This window comes from Rhodococcus sp. NPDC057135, assembly GCF_042670865.1.
Classification (GTDB): Bacteria; Actinomycetota; Actinomycetes; order Mycobacteriales; family Mycobacteriaceae; genus Rhodococcus_F.
The window spans coordinates 154,554-173,344 of record NZ_JBHUUU010000003.1; the positions used below are offsets into that span (position 1 = coordinate 154,554).

The 18,791-nt window shown below is 62.8% G+C and carries 17 protein-coding genes; 9 read left to right on the top strand and 8 right to left on the bottom strand.

The window, feature by feature from the left end; translation table 11 throughout:
* Window positions 1-31: 31 nt before the first annotated feature.
* From sepH to ACFT1A_RS06175, 3 genes are all read right to left on the bottom strand, one after another.
* Window positions 32-973 carry a septation protein SepH gene (gene sepH / locus ACFT1A_RS06165; RefSeq protein ID WP_378446247.1) on the bottom strand — a complete coding sequence of 314 codons (942 nt, stop codon included), beginning with the start codon at window positions 971-973 and terminating at the stop codon, window positions 32-34.
* A gap of 199 nt (window positions 974-1,172) precedes the next feature.
* On the bottom strand, window positions 1,173-2,294 hold the full coding sequence (serC, locus tag ACFT1A_RS06170; RefSeq protein WP_007733484.1) for a phosphoserine transaminase: 1,122 nt from the start codon (window positions 2,292-2,294) through the stop codon (window positions 1,173-1,175).
* A gap of 62 nt (window positions 2,295-2,356) precedes the next feature.
* Window positions 2,357-3,484 carry a citrate synthase 2 gene (locus ACFT1A_RS06175; protein WP_230814514.1) on the bottom strand — a complete coding sequence of 376 codons (1,128 nt, stop codon included), beginning with the start codon at window positions 3,482-3,484 and terminating at the stop codon, window positions 2,357-2,359.
* Window positions 3,485-3,729: 245 nt separating this feature from the next.
* Between ACFT1A_RS06175 and pdxH the strand changes: the two genes are divergently transcribed.
* The 5 genes from pdxH to ACFT1A_RS06200 all read left to right on the top strand — a co-directional run bounded on the left by pdxH (window position 3,730) and on the right by ACFT1A_RS06200 (window position 8,751).
* Window positions 3,730-4,443, top strand: coding sequence for a pyridoxamine 5'-phosphate oxidase (gene pdxH, locus ACFT1A_RS06180; protein ID WP_378446248.1), 714 nt, complete (start codon window positions 3,730-3,732; stop codon window positions 4,441-4,443).
* On the top strand, window positions 4,440-5,705 hold the full coding sequence (locus ACFT1A_RS06185) for an MFS transporter (RefSeq protein ID WP_378446249.1): 1,266 nt from the start codon (window positions 4,440-4,442) through the stop codon (window positions 5,703-5,705). The genes pdxH and ACFT1A_RS06185 overlap by 4 nt, the downstream gene beginning before the upstream one ends.
* Before the next feature lie 41 nt (window positions 5,706-5,746).
* Window positions 5,747-6,694 (top strand): aldose 1-epimerase family protein, encoded by a 948-nt coding sequence (locus ACFT1A_RS06190; RefSeq protein ID WP_378446250.1) that lies wholly within the window; start codon window positions 5,747-5,749, stop codon window positions 6,692-6,694.
* Between the two features lie 358 nt (window positions 6,695-7,052).
* The gene (locus tag ACFT1A_RS06195) at window positions 7,053-8,351 is read left to right on the top strand and encodes a citrate synthase (protein ID WP_020908786.1); all 1,299 of its coding nucleotides are present in this window, start codon (window positions 7,053-7,055) and stop codon (window positions 8,349-8,351) included.
* Window positions 8,352-8,388: 37 nt separating this feature from the next.
* Window positions 8,389-8,751, top strand: coding sequence for an FKBP-type peptidyl-prolyl cis-trans isomerase (locus ACFT1A_RS06200; protein ID WP_003940440.1), 363 nt, complete (start codon window positions 8,389-8,391; stop codon window positions 8,749-8,751).
* 91 nt (window positions 8,752-8,842) lie between these two features.
* Here ACFT1A_RS06200 and ACFT1A_RS06205 read toward each other — a convergent pair whose 3' ends face one another.
* Together ACFT1A_RS06205 and ACFT1A_RS06210 are read right to left on the bottom strand one after the other, a co-directional pair.
* On the bottom strand, window positions 8,843-9,604 hold the full coding sequence (locus ACFT1A_RS06205) for an ABC transporter permease (RefSeq protein ID WP_378446251.1): 762 nt from the start codon (window positions 9,602-9,604) through the stop codon (window positions 8,843-8,845).
* Entirely contained in the window at window positions 9,601-10,554 is a 954-nt protein-coding gene (locus ACFT1A_RS06210; protein WP_378446252.1) for an ATP-binding cassette domain-containing protein, read from the bottom strand. Before ACFT1A_RS06210 ends, ACFT1A_RS06205 begins: the two co-directional genes overlap by 4 nt.
* Window positions 10,555-10,646: 92 nt before the next feature.
* Here ACFT1A_RS06210 and ACFT1A_RS06215 point away from each other — a divergent pair, with 92 nt between their 5' ends.
* Window positions 10,647-11,450 carry a TetR/AcrR family transcriptional regulator gene (locus ACFT1A_RS06215; protein WP_378446538.1) on the top strand — a complete coding sequence of 268 codons (804 nt, stop codon included), beginning with the start codon at window positions 10,647-10,649 and terminating at the stop codon, window positions 11,448-11,450.
* On the opposite strand, the gene ACFT1A_RS06220 is transcribed toward ACFT1A_RS06215, so the two are convergent.
* Window positions 11,385-12,368, bottom strand: coding sequence for a sugar-binding transcriptional regulator (locus tag ACFT1A_RS06220; RefSeq protein ID WP_378446253.1), 984 nt, complete (start codon window positions 12,366-12,368; stop codon window positions 11,385-11,387). The genes ACFT1A_RS06215 and ACFT1A_RS06220 overlap by 66 nt on opposite strands.
* Before the next feature lie 239 nt (window positions 12,369-12,607).
* Between ACFT1A_RS06220 and ACFT1A_RS06225 the strand changes: the two genes are divergently transcribed.
* The 3 genes from ACFT1A_RS06225 to ACFT1A_RS06235 all read left to right on the top strand — a co-directional run bounded on the left by ACFT1A_RS06225 (window position 12,608) and on the right by ACFT1A_RS06235 (window position 16,772).
* Window positions 12,608-13,435 carry an MIP/aquaporin family protein gene (locus ACFT1A_RS06225; protein WP_378446539.1) on the top strand — a complete coding sequence of 276 codons (828 nt, stop codon included), beginning with the start codon at window positions 12,608-12,610 and terminating at the stop codon, window positions 13,433-13,435.
* Between the two features lie 64 nt (window positions 13,436-13,499).
* Complete coding sequence (glpK, locus tag ACFT1A_RS06230) at window positions 13,500-15,008, top strand: glycerol kinase GlpK (protein WP_230814506.1); 1,509 nt, start codon at window positions 13,500-13,502, stop codon at window positions 15,006-15,008.
* 48 nt (window positions 15,009-15,056) lie between these two features.
* Complete coding sequence (locus ACFT1A_RS06235; protein ID WP_378446254.1) at window positions 15,057-16,772, top strand: glycerol-3-phosphate dehydrogenase/oxidase; 1,716 nt, start codon at window positions 15,057-15,059, stop codon at window positions 16,770-16,772.
* Between the two features lie 64 nt (window positions 16,773-16,836).
* Here the strand turns inward: ACFT1A_RS06235 and ACFT1A_RS06240 are convergent, their stop codons facing one another.
* Together ACFT1A_RS06240 and ACFT1A_RS06245 are read right to left on the bottom strand one after the other, a co-directional pair.
* Entirely contained in the window at window positions 16,837-18,114 is a 1,278-nt protein-coding gene (locus ACFT1A_RS06240) for a sensor histidine kinase (RefSeq protein WP_378446255.1), read from the bottom strand.
* Entirely contained in the window at window positions 18,111-18,788 is a 678-nt protein-coding gene (locus ACFT1A_RS06245) for a response regulator (RefSeq protein WP_378446256.1), read from the bottom strand. The genes ACFT1A_RS06240 and ACFT1A_RS06245 overlap by 4 nt, the downstream gene beginning before the upstream one ends.
* Window positions 18,789-18,791: the final 3 nt, after the last annotated feature.

The following is an 18,791-nucleotide window of genomic DNA, read 5'->3' on the forward strand; positions in this document are numbered from 1 at the left end:
CTCGCTCGAAAGAAGAATACTTTCCTTCGGGTCAGCGACCGCTGCTTCGGACCCCGAGAAGAACGTCGTCCCACGAGGGCAGGGCAGGCCTTCCGCGCTTGTCCTTTGTCTGCGTCTGTTGCGGCGCGGTTTTCGGCGTCACATCCGGCGCAGGTTCGGGAACCTCTTCGGCGACGACGGTTTCCGGTTCGACGGTAATCGGCTCGGGCGCCACGATCCGTTCCGCCACCACCGTCCGCTCGGAGACTACTGTGCGCTCGGAGACTGCTGTGCGCTCGGAAACTGCTGCGGGCTCCGGCTCGATCTCCGCCACCGGTTCGACGTCGAACCTGGACAGCTCGAGCTGTTCCGGCTCGTTCGAAGCCACCGGTACCAGGCCGCGGAGCGGGCGACCGAAGTCAGGATCGATCAAGTCGAATGCCGCGTCGTCGAGCGCGACGATCGTTCCGCCGTGCGCATCGGGCTGGTAGCGCCAGTGCGCGGCGTTGGTGGTGCGGCCGGCCTGCCACTGCAACTGCGCAACCCACTGATTGTCCTCGTCGCGCCAGGCATCCCAGGTGGCCTCGTCGATGCTGTGGCCACGGGCACGGAATGCGTGAGTCACGATTTCGGAGAGGGTGGGAACCGTCGGACCGTTGTCGCGGACCGGGTGACCGCCCTGCGCCATTTCTGCGGCGCGAGAGCGCTCGAGCAGAACGGGGTACGCAAAGCGCTCGACCTTGCTGATGGGGATCTTCGCTTCTTCGGCGACCTGTTCTACGGAAGCACCGGAACGGATGCGCGCCTGGATTTCGCGGGGACGGAGTTGGCTTTCCATTTCGATCTCAATCTGGCCGAGTCGAGCCACGTCTCCGCGGGAAGCTGCACGAAGTTTGTCATCGGCGGGAAGCCGGAATTTCTGGCCGGTTTCAGCATCTGCGCACACCACATGCGATCCATCGGGTTCAAGTCCGATCACTCGAAGCTCTCGCACATTGACCTCCTTATCGCGCCGGCTCGCGACTTTGCGCCGCGCTCAACTGTAATTCATTCGTGACCATGGGCTCGGCAGGACACGCAGGGCGAGATGACCTCTGATCCACCTACCGGTGTGGTAGCTCACAGGGTCTTGCGCAAACGACGCTCGGCCCCCGACACGATGTCGAGGGCCGAGCGGTGAAGCAATGTGAAAATCAGCCGAGCTGAGAAACGACCCAGTCGATGCTCTTGGTGAGAGCGGTGACGTCATCGGGGTCGATGGCCGGGAACATGCCGACACGCAACTGGTTGCGGCCGAGCTTGCGGTACGGCTCGGTATCGACGATTCCGTTGGCGCGCAGGATCTTTGCCACCTCGGCAGCGTCGACGTCGTCGTTGAAGTCGATGGTGCCGACAACCTGCGAGCGGTGTGCCGGATCAGCGACGAACGGCGTTGCGAACTCGCTGGCCTCGGCCCAGTTGTACAGGCGCGAGGACGAATCCGCGGTGCGAGCGGTGGTCCAGTCGAGGCCGCCGTTGCTGTTCATCCACTCGATCTGGTTGGCGAAGAGCAACAGGGTGGCCAGGGCCGGGGTGTTGTACGTCTGATCCTTGGAGCTGTTGTCCACGGCGATGGGCAGCGAGAGGAAGTCGGGCGTCCAGCGCCCCGAATCCTTGATCTCCGCGACGCGCTCGAGGGCGGCCGGGCTCATCAGCGCGATCCACAATCCGCCGTCTGCAGCGAAGCACTTCTGCGGAGCGAAGTAGTAGACGTCGGAATCGGCGACGTTGACCGGGAGTCCACCGGCGCCCGAGGTGGCGTCGATGGCGATCAGGGCGTTCTCCGAACCCGCGGGACGCGAGACGGGGATCGACACACCGGTGGAGGTCTCGTTGTGCGCCCAGCCGATGAGATCGACGGACGGGTCCGAGACCGGCACCGGTGCGCTGCCCGGATCGGCGGAGACGACGATCGGGTCACCGATGAACGGGTTGGCCTTGGCGACCGAAGCGAACTTGGAGCTGAATTCGCCGTTGGTCAGGTGCAGCGACTTCTCGCGGATGAGGCCGAATGCAGCCGCATCCCAGAACGCAGTGGTTCCGCCGTTACCGAGGACGACCTCGTAGCCCTCGGGCAGTGAGAACAGATCGGCGAGGCCGGAACGAATGCTGGCGACGACGTTCTTGACCGGCTTCTGGCGATGGCTGGTGCCGAACACCGAAGCGCCCACCTCGACCAGGGACTGCAGCTGCTCGGGGCGAACCTTGGAAGGACCGCAGCCGAAGCGTCCGTCGGCGGGCTTGAGGTCGGCGGGGATGATCGGTGTGGAGGTCATCGCTTCTTTCTGTTCCTTCACTTGTGTTCTGTACTACCGTGATTGGCGAATTCGAGCGGGTGTCACGCGTGGCTGATCTGGTCCCAGCCCTCGACGGACTCAGGCGTGCGGGGCTCCGGGCCGGTGTAGATGGCGGCCGGGCGTACCAGTTTACCGAGACGCTTCTGCTCGAGGATGTGTGCACACCAGCCGGCGGTGCGGCCACAGGTGAACATGGCGGGCATCATGTGCGCGGGAACCTCGGCGAAGTCGAGGATGACTGCAGCCCAGAACTCGACGTTGGTCTCGATCGCGCGATCGGGACGACGCTCACGCAGTTCCGTCAGTGCCGCCTGCTCGAGAGCTGCGGCAGCCTCGTAGCGGGGAGCGTTGAGGCGCTTCGCGGTAGCGCGGAGCACGCGTGCACGGGGATCTTCGGCGCGGTAGACGCGGTGTCCGAAGCCCATGAGCTTTTCCTTGCGGTCGAGGATTCCCTTGACCAGTGCGCGGGCGTCGCCGGTCTTCTCGGTCTCTTCGATCATCGGAAGAACGCGGGCCGGAGCGCCGCCGTGCAGCGGGCCGGACATCGCGCCGATGGCGCCGGAGAGCGAGGCCGCGACGTCGGCGCCGGTGGAGGCGATGACGCGGGCCGTGAAGGTGGAGGCGTTCATGCCGTGCTCGGCTGCGGAGACCCAGTACGCGTCGATTGCCTCGACGTGTGCCGGATCGGGCTCACCCTTCCAGCGCACCATGAAGCGCTCGGTGACCGTCTTGGCCTCGTCGATGCGGCTCTGCGGGACTGCGGGCTGGTAGATGCCGCGAGCGGACTGCGCGACGTAGGACAGTGCCATGACGGACGCGCGGGCGAGCTGGTCGCGGGCGGTCTCGTCATCGATGTCGAGGAGCGGCTGGTAGCCCCAGATGGGAGCCAGCATCGCAAGTCCGGCCTGGACGTCGACACGGACGTCGCCGGTGTGAATGGGGAGGGGGAACGGCTCGGCCGGCGGCAGGCCGGGGCCGAAGCGGCCGTCGACGAGAAGAGCCCATACGTTGCCGAAGGTAACCCTCTGGCCGACCAGGTCTTCGATGTCGACTCCGCGGTAGCGCAGTGCGCCGCCGTCTTTGTCGGGTTCTGCGATATCGCTGGTGAAGGCGACGACGCCTTCGAGTCCGCTCACAAAATCGTCCGGTATTGCTGCGCTCGCTGCCATTCTCGTGGACTCTCCTCGTTCGAGTGCGCCAGGTCTACAGTCGCACTGCCTCAGCTTCAGTGACTGCGCCTCGGTGCTCGCAGGGATGAGCACGCACCGTGTTTAGTACTGCGCAATCGTCTCGTCCCGATTCGGTTGCTGTCGCTGGTGCGGCTCGCGGTCCGGGTCGGGTCTAGCCACGGCAAACTTTAGCGCGTGCCGCGTAGCCGTTGGCCAGTGAGTACCCGGGAGTAGCGTTCTCGGCTGTGTCGAATGAACGTCAGGACCCGCAGGCGGTGGACAACGAACTCGCGGCCATGCGTGTGGGCTATCCGCAAGCAGGCAGCGAATCGGAGTCCGTCGAGGACCGCATGAGTGCGGAATTGGATACCTCGGTCGTCGAGACCGGTTGGCTGCCCCTCATGCGTCAATGGCTCGTGGACGCCGTCGAAGCGGACGCGCCGGAACCGAACGCCATGACTCTGTCGACGGTGGACGACCGTGGACATCCCGCCTCGCGCACCGTGCTCTGCAAGGGCCTCAGTGAAGACGGCGTGCTCTTCTTCACCAACTACGGATCCGACAAGGCTCGTCAACTCGACGCCCATCCGTATGCGTCGGCCAACTTCACGTGGCTGACTCTTGCCAGGCAGGTGATCGTTCGCGGCGCCGCCGAGCGGGTGAGTGCTCAACTGACGCAAGAGTATTGGCGAACCAGGCCTCGTGGATCGCAGCTCGGCGCGTGGGCGTCGTCGCAGTCTCGTCCGATCGGCTCGCGTGCCGATCTCGACGAGCAACTGCGTGAGGTCGCCGCCCGATTCGGCGTGGACGGAGAGATTCCGGTGCCACCGAACTGGGGCGGGATTCTGATCCGGCCGGAGTCTGTCGAGTTCTGGCAAGGGCGCGCGAACCGCATGCACAATCGAGTTCGCACGAGCCTGGTCGACGGACAGTGGTCCGCCGTCCGGCTCCAGCCGTGAGCCGGCTACTTGCGGACACGACTCCGCTCGAGAATCGCGACTATCGACGACTGTGGACGGCCGGCATCGTCACCGTCATCGGCGCTCAGCTCAGTGTGGTCGCGGTACCGCAGCAGGTGTATCAGATCACCTTGAGTTCGGCCTATGTCGGTCTGACGGGAATCTTCGGCTTGGTACCGCTGATCGTTTTCGGTCTGTGGGGCGGCGCCCTCGCAGATGTCATGGACCGACGACGGCTGTTGATGATCACCTCGATCGGACTGGGTGTCACGTCGGTTCTGTTCTGGATCCAAGCCGCGCTGAACGTGAACAACGTGTGGTTGGTGCTCGGCTTGTTCTCGGTTCAACAGGCGTTCTTTGCCGTCAACCAGCCGACGCGAGCGGCGATCATTCCTCGGCTGATTCCGGGCCGACAGTTACCTGCCGCGAACTCGCTGAACATGACCGTCGTGCAGTTCGGTGCGATAGCCGGCCCGCTGCTGGCCGGCGTTCTCATTCCGAAGGCAGGTCTGCAGCTGCTGTACCTGGTCGACTCGATCTTTCTGCTCGCCACGTTGTGGGCAGTGTGGAAGCTCCCGGCGATTCCGCCGACCGGAACCTCTCGGCGGGCCGGATTGAGCGAGGTGCTTGGCGGCTTCACGTATCTGGCCACGCAGAAGGTTCTGCTCGCGTCGTTCGTGGTGGACATCATCGCGATGGTGTTCGGGATGTCGAGAGCACTGTTCCCTGAGATCGCACACGAATCCTTCGGTGACCCTGCCAGCGGTGGTTTTGCACTCGGACTGCTGTTCGCGGCGATGTCGGTGGGAGCCGTTCTGGGCGGAGTCTTCTCGGGTTGGCTGCCTCGGGTGCGATACCAGGGGCGCGCCGTGCTGGTCTGCATCGTGCTGTGGGGACTGTCCATGGTCGGCTTCGGCGTTGCCGTGTACTTCGCGAGTCCCGGTTCCAGCGTGATTCTGCTCTGGGTCGCGGTGGCGTTCCTGGCCTTCGGCGGCGCCGTCGACATGGTCTCGGCCGCATTCCGCAGCACGATGCTCCAGCAAGTGGCAACCGACGACATGCGCGGAAGATTGCAGGGCGTCTTCATCGTGGTCGTGGCAGGTGGTCCGCGCATCGGTGACGTACTGCACGGCGGTGCGGCCTTCCTGTTCGGAACCGGTGTCGCGGCGGCCGGCGGCGGCTTCCTGGTGATTGTCGGCGTTGTCCTTTCTGCTCTCGCATTTCCGGCGTTCGTTCGTTACAAGGTGGGACGCGCCGCCTGACGTCCTGGTTAACCGGTCGCTCGTGGTGGAAACTGGTACGTATGACTGCGCCGCACAGCACGGGTAGGGGAGGGTTCGAGATCCGTGGTGGCGGTTACCGTGCCGAGATCGCTGCGGCCGGTGCCGGATTGCGGCTTCTCGATCACGAGGGTCCCAACGGTCGGCGTGCGCTGACCGAAACCTGGGCCCTCGGATCGAAGCCACCGCTCTCTGCCGGATTGGTTCTCGCACCGTGGCCCAACCGGATTCGGGACGGGCACTTCATGTTCGACGGAATCGAGCATCAACTCGAGATCACCGAACCGGCACTGGGGAACGCAAGCCACGGGTTTGTCAGGCGTCGGAATTGGACCCTCGTCGACCACACCTACGAGCGCGTCGAGCTGTCGGTGGACGTCGGACTGCACAAGGGTTGGCCGTATCCGTTGCAGCTGACGGTCGCCTATGCAGTCGGTGCCGACGGGTTGACCGTGACTCACACGGCCACGAACAAGGGTGCGACGTCGTCGCCGTTCGGGCTCGGAATGCATACCTTCATCCGCGCCGGCGATTTTCCTCTCGACGAATGTGCTCTGCATCTGGCGGCCGGCACGCGGCTGCCGATCGATCCGGCGAGGATGCTGCCGAATGCGTATTCGCAGGCCGTCGCCGGTACGGATTACGACTTCCGGACGCGGAGACCGCTCGCCGGGGTTCAATTGGACACTCCGTACAGCGCATTAGACGTCGTCGACGGGAGTGGTCGCACGCAACACGAGCTTCTGGCTCCAGACGGAACGGGCACTGCCCTGTGGACCAACCGCGAGTTCCCGTGGATTCAGGCATTTATCGCAGATCCTGCCAATGACAAGGGATATCCCGACCGTGGACGCGCATTGGCATTGGAACCGATGACCTGCCCGCCTGACGCCTTCAACTCGGGCATCGATCTCCTGGTCCTTCAGCCGAGCCAGACGTGGACGGGTAGCTGGGGTATCAAGGCTCTGTGATCCGGCTCTCATACCGTGGGATCGTGTAACGCCGACTGGATATCAGTCGATAACCATCGGTTTTCAGTACGCGTTGCCGGTGGTCCGGAAGGTCCGTCGTTCGTCCACGTCGTGTGCCGCTGTCGAGATGTGCAGATCAGTGTGGGTGAACGCACGATTCCGTAGACTGGAGTATCGGTCACGCGAGCGAGAAAATACAGCCTGTAACGTGTTTCAGTTTCGGTGGGTATGTCGGGTTCGTGAGTACCCGAAAAATAGCCGTGGGGCGACCCTCCTTCGGCACGATCTCGCCCGTGCGACTAGTTTCTAGTTGATCGCATGTAGTTACTCGTTGGTTCGAGCTTGAGAGGGATCCTTCGTGCCCGCTGACAATGACACAAAGCCCACGCTTACTTACCCCGGTGGTGAGTACACGATGTCCATTGCCAGGGCAACTGAGGGCAATGACGGCATCGAGCTGGGAAAGCTGCTGGCCACAACGGGGTACACCACCCTTGACCCCGGTTTTGTGAACACTGCATCCACCAGTTCTGCAATCACCTATATCGACGGCGAGAAGGGAATCCTGCGTTACCGCGGATATCCCATCGAGCAGTTGGCAGGTAAGTCGACGTTCATCGAGGTCAGCTACCTGCTGATCTACGGCGAACTGCCGACCGACGCCCAGCTCGAGTCCTTCACGGACCGCATTCGTCGACACACCCTGCTCCACGAGGACCTCAAGCGGTTCTTCGACGGTTTCCCGCGCAACGCCCACCCGATGCCGGTTCTCTCGTCCGCAGTGAACGCACTGTCGGCGTACTACCAGGATTCGCTCGATCCCGAGGATCCGGAGCAGGTGGAACTGTCCACCATCCGTCTTCTCGCGAAGCTGCCGACCATCGCTGCGTACGCGTACAAGAAGTCCGTCGGACAGCCGTTCCTGTACCCGGACAACTCGTTGAACCTGGTCGAGAACTTCATGCGTATGACGTTCGGCTTCCCCGCCGAGCCGTACCAGGGTGATCCCGAGGTCGCCAAGGCACTCGACATGCTGCTGATCCTGCACGCCGACCACGAGCAGAACTGCTCCACGTCGACCGTGCGTATGGTCGGCTCGTCGGACGCCAACCTGTTCACCTCCGTCTCTGCCGGCATCAACGCACTGTGGGGCCCGCTGCACGGCGGCGCGAACCAGGCAGTGCTCGAGATGCTCGACGAGATCAAGGCCAGCGGCAGCACCGCAGCCGAGTTCGTCCGCAAGGTCAAGAACAAGGAAGACGGCGTGAAGCTCATGGGCTTCGGGCACCGCGTCTACCGCAACTACGACCCGCGCGCTGCGCTGGTCCGCGAAACCGCGCACACCATCCTCGCCAAGCTCGGTGGCGACGACGAACTGCTCAACATCGCAATGCAACTCGAAGAGGCCGCCCTCACGGACGATTACTTCATCGAGCGCAAGCTCTACCCGAACGTCGACTTCTACACCGGCCTCATCTACCGCGCGATGGGCTTCCCGCCGCGCATGTTCACGGTGCTGTTCGCCATGGGCCGTCTGCCCGGTTGGATTGCGCACTGGCGTGAAATGCACGAGGATCCGGCTACGAAGATCGGCCGCCCGCGCCAGATCTACACCGGCTACACCGAGCGTGACTATCGGGATATCACCACCCGCTAGCCCCTGCCCACAATTTTCGCCTCAACGAGGAGGACCCATGAGTAGCAAGCCCGTAATCGAGTTCCAGGAAGGCCCCGCGCCGACCGATCTGGTCATAAAGGACCTGGTCGTCGGAGAAGGCGCCGAAGCAGTTCCCGGTGGCACCGTCGACGTTCACTACGTCGGTGTCGAGTTCGAGTCCGGCGAAGAGTTCGACTCTTCCTGGAGCCGTGGCGAGTCCATTCAGTTCCCGCTTCGTGGCCTGATCAAGGGCTGGCAGGACGGCATCCCGGGCATGAAGGTCGGCGGACGTCGTCAGCTCACCATTCCGCCGGAGCTGGCATACGGCCCCGCCGGTGCAGGGCACCAGCTTTCCGGCAAGACCTTGGTCTTCGTGATCGATCTGCTGGACGCCAAGTAATTTACTGTGCGCCTTTATTAACCCCCCGCGGTTAATAAAGGCGCACAGCACGAGGGCCCCGCACCGTCAGGTGTGGGGCTTTCTTGTGTGGTCAGCGTGCTGTCTTTCGCCGGTAGAGCCAGTTCGACCATACAAATCCCACGGCGGCGATGCCCAGGCACCAGGCGAGCGCGATGACGGCGCTGTTTCCGATCGGGGTGCCCATCAAGAGTCCACGCACCGTCTCGATGATGGGAGTCACCGGCTGGTGGCGAGCGAACCCCTGCAGCCACGACGGCATGGTCTCGGCCGGGACGAAGGCAGTGCTGACGTAGGGCAGGAACATGATGGCGAAGGTGAAACCACTTGCCGCCTCGGGGTTCCGGGCCAGGAGCCCCAGTGCCGTCGACAGGTACGACATCGCGAACACGAAGGCGACGATCACCGCGGCGACGCCGAGCCACCGTAGCGGATCACTGGTCGGACGAAACCCCATGATCAGCGCGACGAGAACCACGATCGCCGTCGTCAGAACATTGCGGACGACGCTGGCGAGCACATGCCCGGTCAGGACCGATGACGGTGAGATCGCGAGCGTCCGGAAACGGTCGATGATCCCGTCCTTCATGTCGCTCGAGACGCTGACGGCGGTGGTCGAGGCGCCGAAACCGGCGCACAGAAGGATTATTCCGGGCACGACGTAGTCGATGTACGCGGTACCGGTGTTGATGGCACCACCGAAGACGTAGACGAACAGCAGCATGAGCATGACCGGCAGCGCTATCGCGGTGATCATCGAATCAGGGCTACGCAGAACGTGTTTGAGATTACGGCGAAGCATCACCGCGGAATCGACTGCAATGGTGGACGTCATCGAACGCTCGCAATCTCGGGTTGGCCGGATCCGGTGAGCGCGAAGAACACGTCGTCCAGATCCGGGGTGTGAACGGAGAACTTCTCGACGGTGATCGACGGGTCGTCGATAGAGTCGAGGATGGCTTTGATCGACGGAACGGCTCCGTCGGAAGGGATGTGCAGGGTCAATGTCTCGGCATTCGAGTGCGCCTGCGGCAGTGACGCCGCGGCGAGATCGAGTTGGGCCAGGTTCTCGAATTGCAGTGCGACGTGGCCGCCGGGAACAAGTCGCTTGAGTTCGTCCGGTGTTCCCTCGGCGACCAGACGGCCGCCACTGAGCACGCCGACGGTATCGGCCAATTCGTCTGCCTCGTCGAGGTATTGGGTGGTGAGGAAGATCGTGACACCCGACGCCGTGAGACCGCGAACTATCGACCACATTTCGTGACGGCTTCTCGGGTCCAAGCCGGTGGTGGGTTCGTCGAGGAAGACGACGTCCGGGTTCGCGACCAGGCTCATCGCGATGTCGAGCCGTCTGAGCATGCCGCCCGAGTAGTCGCCCGCTCGTTTGTCGCCGAAGTCCGTCAGGTCGAACTGGTCGAGCAGTTCGTCGGTACGTTTTCGAGAGTTCTTCCGGCCCAGGTGATTCAGCTCGCCCAGGAGAGTCAGGTTCTCGGAGCCGGTCAACAGCGTGTCGACGGCAGCATATTGCCCGGTGACGCTGATGCGTCGGCGAACGTTCTGGGGATCGTCGGGGAGTGAGTGACCCGCCACGGTGACCTCGCCGGCGTCGAAGGGAATGAGGGTGGTGAGAATTCTTACCGCTGTGGTCTTTCCGGCGCCGTTCGCGCCGAGGAGGGCGTACACCGATCCGGCTGGCACCGACAGGTCGAGTCCGTCCAGAACCTGTTGATCGCCGTAGCGCTTGCGGAGTCCGCGGACCGAGATTGCGGGGATCGTTCCTGACATCGAAACCTCCGGGGTAACTGTGTATGGCATAAACTCGTGTTTATAGCGTACACAGTTCTAGGATGATGGCAAGAGCGAAGAGTGGGAGCTGTATGGATGGCGGCGCGCTACCGAGGGCGGTCGAACTGGCCTGGGGACTCGATCAGCCCGGAACGCGGGGTCCCAAGAAGGGGCTCAGTCTCGAGCACATTCTCGACACCGCGATCGAGCTTGCCGACGCAGAAGGTGTGACGGCACTGTCGATGGGCCGGGTGGCCAAAGCGCTCGGGTTCACGACGATGTCGCTCTATCGCTACGTGGCAAGCAAAGACGAACTGATCGAACTGATTTCGGATCGAGTGATCGGGCCGCCGCCGATAATTCCCGACGACGTGACCTGGCGCGTCAAGCTCGAGGCGTGGGCAAACCAGGAGTACGCCACGATGCTGAGTCGGCCCTGGTGGCTCAAGCTGCCCATCACCGCTCCGCCGACCGGACCGAACAACATGGCGTGGCTCGACGCGGGGCTGAGCGCACTCGACGGCGTCGCTCTGAGTGCCGCGTCGAAGTTCCAGGTGGTGACCAACGTGTCGTTGTTCGTGATCGGCCGCGCCCGCTTCTCGGCTGACCTGGCTTCGCGGTCGGCGCAGTCGGCTGACGACGACGTGGCTTACGGCGCCCTCATCGCGCGAGTCATCAACCGCGAGGACTTTCCCTACCTCAGTGCTGCAATCGAGGAGGGCGGCTTCGAGGACGGCAGTCCGGAGGGCGAGGCCGCCGGCGATGATGCTTTCGATTTCAGTTTCTCGCTGGGCCTTCTGCTCGACGGAATCGAGAAGTTGGTGCAGCGGTCAGGACACCAGCGCGGTGGCACTGACGTCGTCGATGATCAGGTCGGTGATCAGCCCGCCCCGTAGTGCTCCCTCCAGGGCGGGCAGTTTTGCTGTCCCTGCGACGATGCACACGCGTCTGGCGACCTTCTCGAAAAGGTCGAGCCGCGGCCCGCTCGCGCGCTCGTTGAGTTCTATGCCGCGATAGCTCCCGTCGGACCGGAAGAACACGGTTGCGATGTCCCCGACCACTCCGTCGCGTCGAAGTGCTTCTGCTTCATCTGGTTCGAGGTATCCGGCGGTATAGACGTGACTGGGTACGTTGCCGCCCGGGACGCCGATGCTGAAGACTGCCAGGTCCATTCGTTTCTGCATGTCCAGCACTCGCTTGATGCTGCGTTCGCGCCACAACTGTTCCCGGGTTTCCGGGTAGTCGAAGAATGCAGGTACCGGAAATCCTTGTGGCAGAGCGCCGTAGGCGTCGGCGATGGTTCTGATGATGTCGCTGGCGTAGGAGATTCCCGTGGTGCGGGTATTGGCAGCACCATTGAGTTGCACGACGTAGGAGTTGTACGTGCGTTTGGGGGCGAGGTGCTTGCTGACTTCACTGAGAGTTGTTCCCCAGGCGATTCCCATCACCATGTCGCTGTCGAAGAACGAGGCCAACAGGCGTCCCGCGAAAGTGGCGACCTTCTCGAGTCGCTCGAGGTCCCCCACCAGTTCCGGCACGGTCACTACGTGTGCGCGTACTCCGTACCGTTCCGAGAACTCGCGTTCGATGCGAGGCGCCTGGCCGTGCGGCGTGCTGATCTTGATCTCGACGAGTCCCGAAGTGCGTGCGTAAGTGATCAGCCTGGAGACGGTGGATCTGGAGACTCCCATGTCGCGTCCGATGGCAGCCATCGTCTGATCTTGGAAGTAGTAGAGGCGAGCGGCCTGAACGGCGTCGGCGATACGCGGGTCCGCCGGGTCGGACGTTGGGGCGTCGGAAGTGGGAGTTTCCATGGTTTCGTCCTGTCTGCACGTACGTGCAAGAGCACTGAACCGAATCTTATCCGAGTCGGACCAGGCTGAACCGTTCGATCACGCAAAGTCCCTGAAGTGTGTCTGTTACCCGCGTTACGGTGCGCAAATCGGCAATTTGCACATATGTGCACGAGCTATGCGTGAATGTGCAAAGGGCCTTACGCTACGAGTACAGCAGAGCAAACTATGACATGCATCACAACGAAGTGAGGGTGGGGATGGAGAAAGCCAAGCGATTGGGGCTTCTCGGTGAATTGGCGGCCGAGTTCGCGGGAACGATGATCTTGATCTTGTTCGGCGTCGGAGTGGTGGCGCAGGTGGTGTCCGGCGGGAGCGCAGGGGGTCTCGGTGGACACGACAGCATTGCGTGGGCCTGGGGACTCGGCGTGATGTTCGGCATCTATGTCGCAGGCCGGGCGACGGGTGCTCATCTCAACCCTGCGGTCACGTTCGCCTTCGCGATCTTCCGGGACTTCTCCTGGCGCAAGGTGCTGCCGTACACGCTGGCGCAGACTGCGGGAGCCTTCGTGGCGGCGTTGATCGTTCGATGGAATTACAACGACATGCTCAACGCCATCGATCCCGGACACACCACGGCCACTCAGACGATCTTCTCGACCATGCCCGGAAACGGAACGCTTCCGGTCAGTCTCGGCTCGGCACTGATCGATCAGATCATCGGTACAGCCATTCTGCTGTTTCTCATCGTTGCCGTGACGGATTCCCGCGGCACTCCGCCGCTCGCGAATCTGGCGCCCTTCGTCGTCGGATTGATCGTGGTGGGAATCGGATTCGCCTGGGCTACCAACGCGGGTTACGCCATCAATCCGGCCCGTGACTTCGGCCCGCGACTGGCGTCGTACCTCACTGGCTACGGCAGTGCTTGGCGGGATCAGTACGGAAGTTTGTATTTCTGGGTGCCCATCGTGGGGCCGCTGATCGGCGCTCCGATCGGGGTGTTCCTCTACGACAAGCTGGTTGGACGATTCCTGCCTGACGAAACGGTGGAGAAGGCGGCCGAGGAGCCGGCCACAATTCCGGCGTGACGGCGAATCATCATCTCTGACAGTAAATCTTTCGCACTTTCTTCGACACCAAAGGGGTAGCACGATGGCGCAGTTCGTAGCCGCGATAGACCAGGGAACCACCTCCACTCGTTGCATGATCTTCGATCACAGTGGGCACGTGGTTGCCGTCGAACAGCATGAGCACTCGCAGATCTTCCCGCAGGCGGGTTGGGTCGAGCACGATCCGATCGAGATCTGGGACAACGTCCGCAACGTCACGGCGGGCGCCCTGGCCAATGCAGACTTGACCGCAGCCGACATCGCATCGGTCGGAATCACCAATCAGCGTGAGACGGCAGTGGTCTGGGAACGAGCAACCGGAAAGCCCGTCTACAACGCGATCGTCTGGCAGGACACACGCACTGATCGGATCTGCACGGCGCTCGCAGGCGAAGACGGCCCCAAGAAGTACACCGAAGTCACCGGACTGCCGTTGGCAACGTACTTCTCGGGCCCCAAGGTCAAGTGGATTCTCGACAACGTCGAGGGCGCTCGCGACAAGGCCGAAGCCGGCGAGTTGTGCTTCGGCACGATGGACACCTGGGTGTTGTGGAACATGACCGGCGGCGTCCAAGGCGGAGTGCACGCCACCGATCCGACCAACGCCTCGCGCACCCTGCTGATGGATCTCGACACTCTCGCTTGGGATTCGGCGATCTGTGCCGACATGGGAATTCCGGAGTCCATGCTTCCCGAGATCCGCAGCTCGTCCGAGGTCTTCGGATTCGTCCGTGAACGTGGCACCCTGTCCGGCGTGCCGATCGCCGGAATCCTCGGTGATCAGCAGGCTGCAACCTTCGGCCAGGCCTGCCTCTCGCCCGGAGAAGCGAAGAACACCTACGGAACCGGAAACTTCGTGCTCCTCAACACCGGAACCGAAAAGGTGATGAGCAAGAACGGATTGCTGACGACGGTCTGTTACAAGATCGGCGAGCAGCCCACTGTCTATGCGCTGGAAGGATCGATCGCCGTGACGGGTTCGCTGGTGCAGTGGCTTCGGGACAACCTCGGCATGATCGACAATGCGGCCGACATCGAGGTGAACGCTCGCTCTGTGGAGGACAACGGTGGCGCGTACTTCGTGCCCGCGTTCTCGGGTCTGTTTGCACCGCATTGGCGCGCGGATGCACGCGGCGCGATCGTCGGTCTGACCCGGTTCGTGAACAAGGGGCACCTTGCCCGGGCGGTGCTCGAAGCGACTGCGTACCAGAGCCGTGAGGTGATCGAGGCGATGAACCTCGACTCGGGTGTCGACTTGAAGGTGCTCAAGGTCGACGGCGGAATGGTCGCGAACGAACTCCTCATGCAATTCCAGGCCGATCTGCTCGACGTCGAGGTGATCCGCCCGGTCGTGGCAGAGACCACGGCTTTGGGCGCCGCATACGCCGCTGGTCTCGCGGTCGGGTACTGGGAGAGCGAGGACGACATTCGCAGCAACTGGGCGAAGGACAAGAGCTGGACGCCGTCGATGGATTCGGCGGAGCGTGACCGGCTGTACGCAGGCTGGCAGAAGGCCGTCACTCGGACACTCGACTGGGTCGACGCAGACTGATCGCGGCGCCCGCATTTCTACCTATTTTCAAGTGAAGGAACAGTTTTCATGAGTACAGCACAAGCATTGAGTCCGTCCTCGCGGGCGGAGTCGCTGAAGAAGTTGGAAGAAACCGAACTCGACGTCCTGGTCATCGGCGGTGGCGTGGTCGGTGCGGGTAGCGCGCTCGACGCCGCAACCCGCGGTCTGAAGGTGGGCTTGGTGGAGGCTCGCGACTTCGCATCCGGAACCTCGAGCAGGTCCAGCAAGTTGTTCCACGGCGGACTGCGTTACCTCGAGCAGTTCAATTTTGCGCTCGTGTTCGAGGCGCTGCGTGAGCGGTCGCTGGTTCTGAACTCGCTGTGCCCGCATCTCGCGAAGCCGGTGCCGTTCATCTACCCGCTCGAGAAGCTGATCGACCGGCCGTACGTCGGTCTGGGCATCGGCGTCTACGACGTGATGGGCGCAGGCCGCGGGGTTCCTTCACACCACAAGCATGTGGGCAAGAAGAAGACTCTCGAATCGTTCCCTTCCGGAAAGCGTTCTGCTATCCGGGGTTCGGTCAAGTTCTACGAGGGTCAGGTAGATGATGCCCGCCACACGATGATGCTGGCGCGCACGGCGGCCGAGTACGGTGCGCTGTGCGTCAACAGCACCCGCGTAATCGGCTTTCTCCGTGAGGAGGACCGCGTCGTCGGTGTGAAGGCCGTGGATCTGGAAACAGGTCGCGCGTTCGAGATCCGTGCTCGCCAGGTCATCAACGCGGCCGGCGTGTGGACTGACGAGATTCAGGAAATGGTCGGTGGGCGAGGACAGTTCCAGGTTCGTGCCTCCAAGGGCGTGCACCTGGTTGTCCCGCGAAACCGGATCAACTCTTCGACCGGGATCATCACGCGGACCGAGAAGAGCCTGCTGTTCGTGATCCCGTGGGGCAGCCACTGGATCATCGGTACGACGGACACCGATTGGAACCTCGACCTCGCGCATCCAGCAGCGAGCCGAAGCGATATCGACTACATCCTCGGACATGTCAACAAGCTCCTTCAGGACGAGTTGACGCACGAGGACGTCGTCGGTGTGTACGCGGGGTTGCGTCCGTTGCTGTTCGGCGAATCGGATTCGACCAGCACTCTCTCGCGTGAGCACGCGGTGTCGAGTCCGGTCCGAGGTTTGACGGTAGTCGCCGGTGGGAAGTACACCACTTACCGCGTGATGGCCAAGGACGCTGTCGATTCCGCGGTGCACGGATTGGAACAGAAGGTGCCGAAGTCCTGCACCGAGCGTATCCAACTGGTGGGTGCCGACGGCTACTTCGCCGCGCACAACAATCGGCATCTCACCGCTGAGCGCACGGGACTGCACGTTTCGACCATCGAGCACCTACTGGGTCGGTACGGCACTCTGGCCGACGAGTTGTTCGAACTCGTCGAGACGCGAACGGAACTGGGGCAGCCGTTGGACTCCGCTCCCGAGTATCTCAAGGCAGAGATCCATTACGCTGCGAGCCACGAGGGTGCGCAGCATCTCGACGACATTCTGACCCGTCGTACTCGCATCTCCATCGAGGTTACCGATCGCGGCGATGCGGCAGCTGCCGAAGTGGCGGAACTGGTTGCGCCGGTGCTCGGTTGGACTCCCGAGCACATTGCCGAGGAGATCGAGCACTACCGGTTGCGCGTTGCAGCCGAGCGGGAATCTCAGGAGCAGCCCGATGACCTGACGGCTGATGCGGCGCGCCTCGGTGCACCGGACGTTCGCACCGGAGTTACTGTCGGACAGGTTTGAGCCTGAAGCACCAATGATCGGCCGGGGCACTGTGTCCCGGCCGATCGACCGAACTGCCCCGGTGTCAATCGAACTCGTCCGACGAGCATTCGGGGAGGTCGATCGTCACCACCGCGCCCCCGTTCGGATGGTTCGCGAAGTCGATACGAGCGCCGATGACCGCCGCTTGCCCCACTACGATCGTCAAGCCGAGGCCCAGGCCCGAGTTCGGGCCGCGTTCGACGCAATCGGTCTGAAATCTCCGCGGCCCCTGGCGAAGCCACTCTTCAGTGAATCCGCTGCCCCTATCCCTCACGGTGATGCGGGAGTGGTCGACGTCGACATTAATCGGCGACTTTCCGTGATTGCGAGCATTCAAGATCAGGTTGGCGATGATCCGTTCGAGTCTGCGTGCGTCGGTGTACGACGCGGGGGCGTCGTGAACACTCATTTCACACTCGACACCGGTGGTGGAAATCGCGTGGCGCACCACCGGTGCCAGTTCCACCGATTGGATGTCTGCCTGCTCGGAGGTGGTGTCGAGGCGGGCCACCTCGATGACGTCCTCGGCGAGTCTCCTGAGTTTATGGACGCCGTCGCGCACCAATTCGGTTGGCCTGCCGGGCGGCAGAAGCTCCGCGGCGCCGACCAGTCCGGAGATGGGCGTCCTGAGATCGTGCGCGATGTTGGCTGTCACGCGCTTTTCGGCGTCGAGTTGTCCGCGCAGCGCATCGGACATCGCGTCGACAGCATCCGCCAGTTCGGTGATCTCGTCGTCGAAGAGTGACCAGGTGACCGAGCGGACGCGGATGTCCGCTCCGGTAGACACTTTGCGTGCCGCACGGGCGGCCGAGCGCAAACGATACGACATCGCGAGCCCAAGCAGCACACCCAGGACGGCACCCGCTGCGATCACAGCGACGGTGGCATTGCGAAGGGTCCGATCGACGCTGGCGATCGATTCCCGCTGCGCGGTGTACGGGACGCGAATCGCCACCACCTGAGTGTTCACGTCGGCAGCTGCCCAGACGAATGGTTGGTCTCCACTGTTGACGAGGTAGGTGGCGCGTTTGCCGCCGGCGACGGCCTCGCGTAACTCTTCCGGAACGTCCAGGCCATCCGTGGTGGCGCGGAACAATGCACGCATGCTCCCTGTTTCGTCCTGCAGCACCAGTTGGAGATTGCGATCAGCTGCAGCCCGCGCTGCATCCTCCTGGTTGTGTGAAAAGGTTTGATGCATCACGGTACTGAGGGTGATCGAGGCAACGGCGATCACGAATGTGATGGCTGCCGCGATCTTCCACTGAAACGACAACCGCCTGCCGGTGGAGGGGAGCTTGGCTGCGAGATCCCGCGATCTCACCGATGGTTGTCCATCGTGTATCCGAACCCTCGGACGGTCCGGATCTGTTCGGAGCCGATCTTCGTGCGCAGTCGCTGAACGTGAACGTCGACGATGCGGGTATCGCCGCCCCAGTCGTAATCCCAGACGTCCGAGAGCAGTTCGGAGCGCGACCAGACTTTGCGCGGCACGCTCACCATGACCAGGAGCAGCTTCATCTCGGTGGGAGTGAGTGCCACTTCGGCGCCAGAGCGAGTGACCGAGACCAACTCGCGATCGATCTCCAGATCGCCGAGAGTCACGATGTCTTTCTCCGTACCGGAATGGGATTCGACCCGGCGGAGCACACTTCGGATACGTGCCACCAGGACACCGCTGTCGAACGGCTTGGTGACGTAGTCGTCGGCACCGGCTTCCAATCCGAGAACTATGTCGACCGGGTCGTCGCGGGCGGACAGCATGATGACCGGCACCGAGAGTTCCTCACGAATACGACGGCACAGGCTGATTCCGTTGAGGTCGGGAAGCATCACGTCCAGGACGGCGATGTCCGGCTTGGCGCCGACGGCCAATTCCATTCCGGTCAACCCACCTGGTGCGGTGATCACTCGAAAACCGTTGCGTTCGAGGTTCAATTGTGTGGCTTCGCGAATGACGGCGTCGTCTTCGACCAGCAAAATCAACGGATCACTCATCGG

Coding starts and splice junctions, on each gene's coding strand:
- ACFT1A_RS06210 (WP_378446252.1), bottom strand. CDS start 10,554: ATGTCAGGAACGATCCCCGCAATCTCGGTCCGCGGACTCCGCAAGCGC.
- ACFT1A_RS06235 (WP_378446254.1), top strand. CDS start 15,057: ATGAGTACAGCACAAGCATTGAGTCCGTCCTCGCGGGCGGAGTCGCTG.
- ACFT1A_RS06200 (WP_003940440.1), top strand. CDS start 8,389: ATGAGTAGCAAGCCCGTAATCGAGTTCCAGGAAGGCCCCGCGCCGACC.
- ACFT1A_RS06205 (WP_378446251.1), bottom strand. CDS start 9,604: ATGACGTCCACCATTGCAGTCGATTCCGCGGTGATGCTTCGCCGTAAT.
- ACFT1A_RS06175 (WP_230814514.1), bottom strand. CDS start 3,484: ATGGCAGCGAGCGCAGCAATACCGGACGATTTTGTGAGCGGACTCGAA.
- ACFT1A_RS06220 (WP_378446253.1), bottom strand. CDS start 12,368: ATGGAAACTCCCACTTCCGACGCCCCAACGTCCGACCCGGCGGACCCG.
- ACFT1A_RS06190 (WP_378446250.1), top strand. CDS start 5,747: ATGACTGCGCCGCACAGCACGGGTAGGGGAGGGTTCGAGATCCGTGGT.
- serC (WP_007733484.1), bottom strand. CDS start 2,294: ATGACCTCCACACCGATCATCCCCGCCGACCTCAAGCCCGCCGACGGA.
- ACFT1A_RS06225 (WP_378446539.1), top strand. CDS start 12,608: ATGGAGAAAGCCAAGCGATTGGGGCTTCTCGGTGAATTGGCGGCCGAG.
- glpK (WP_230814506.1), top strand. CDS start 13,500: ATGGCGCAGTTCGTAGCCGCGATAGACCAGGGAACCACCTCCACTCGT.
- ACFT1A_RS06245 (WP_378446256.1), bottom strand. CDS start 18,788: ATGAGTGATCCGTTGATTTTGCTGGTCGAAGACGACGCCGTCATTCGC.
- ACFT1A_RS06215 (WP_378446538.1), top strand. CDS start 10,647: ATGGATGGCGGCGCGCTACCGAGGGCGGTCGAACTGGCCTGGGGACTC.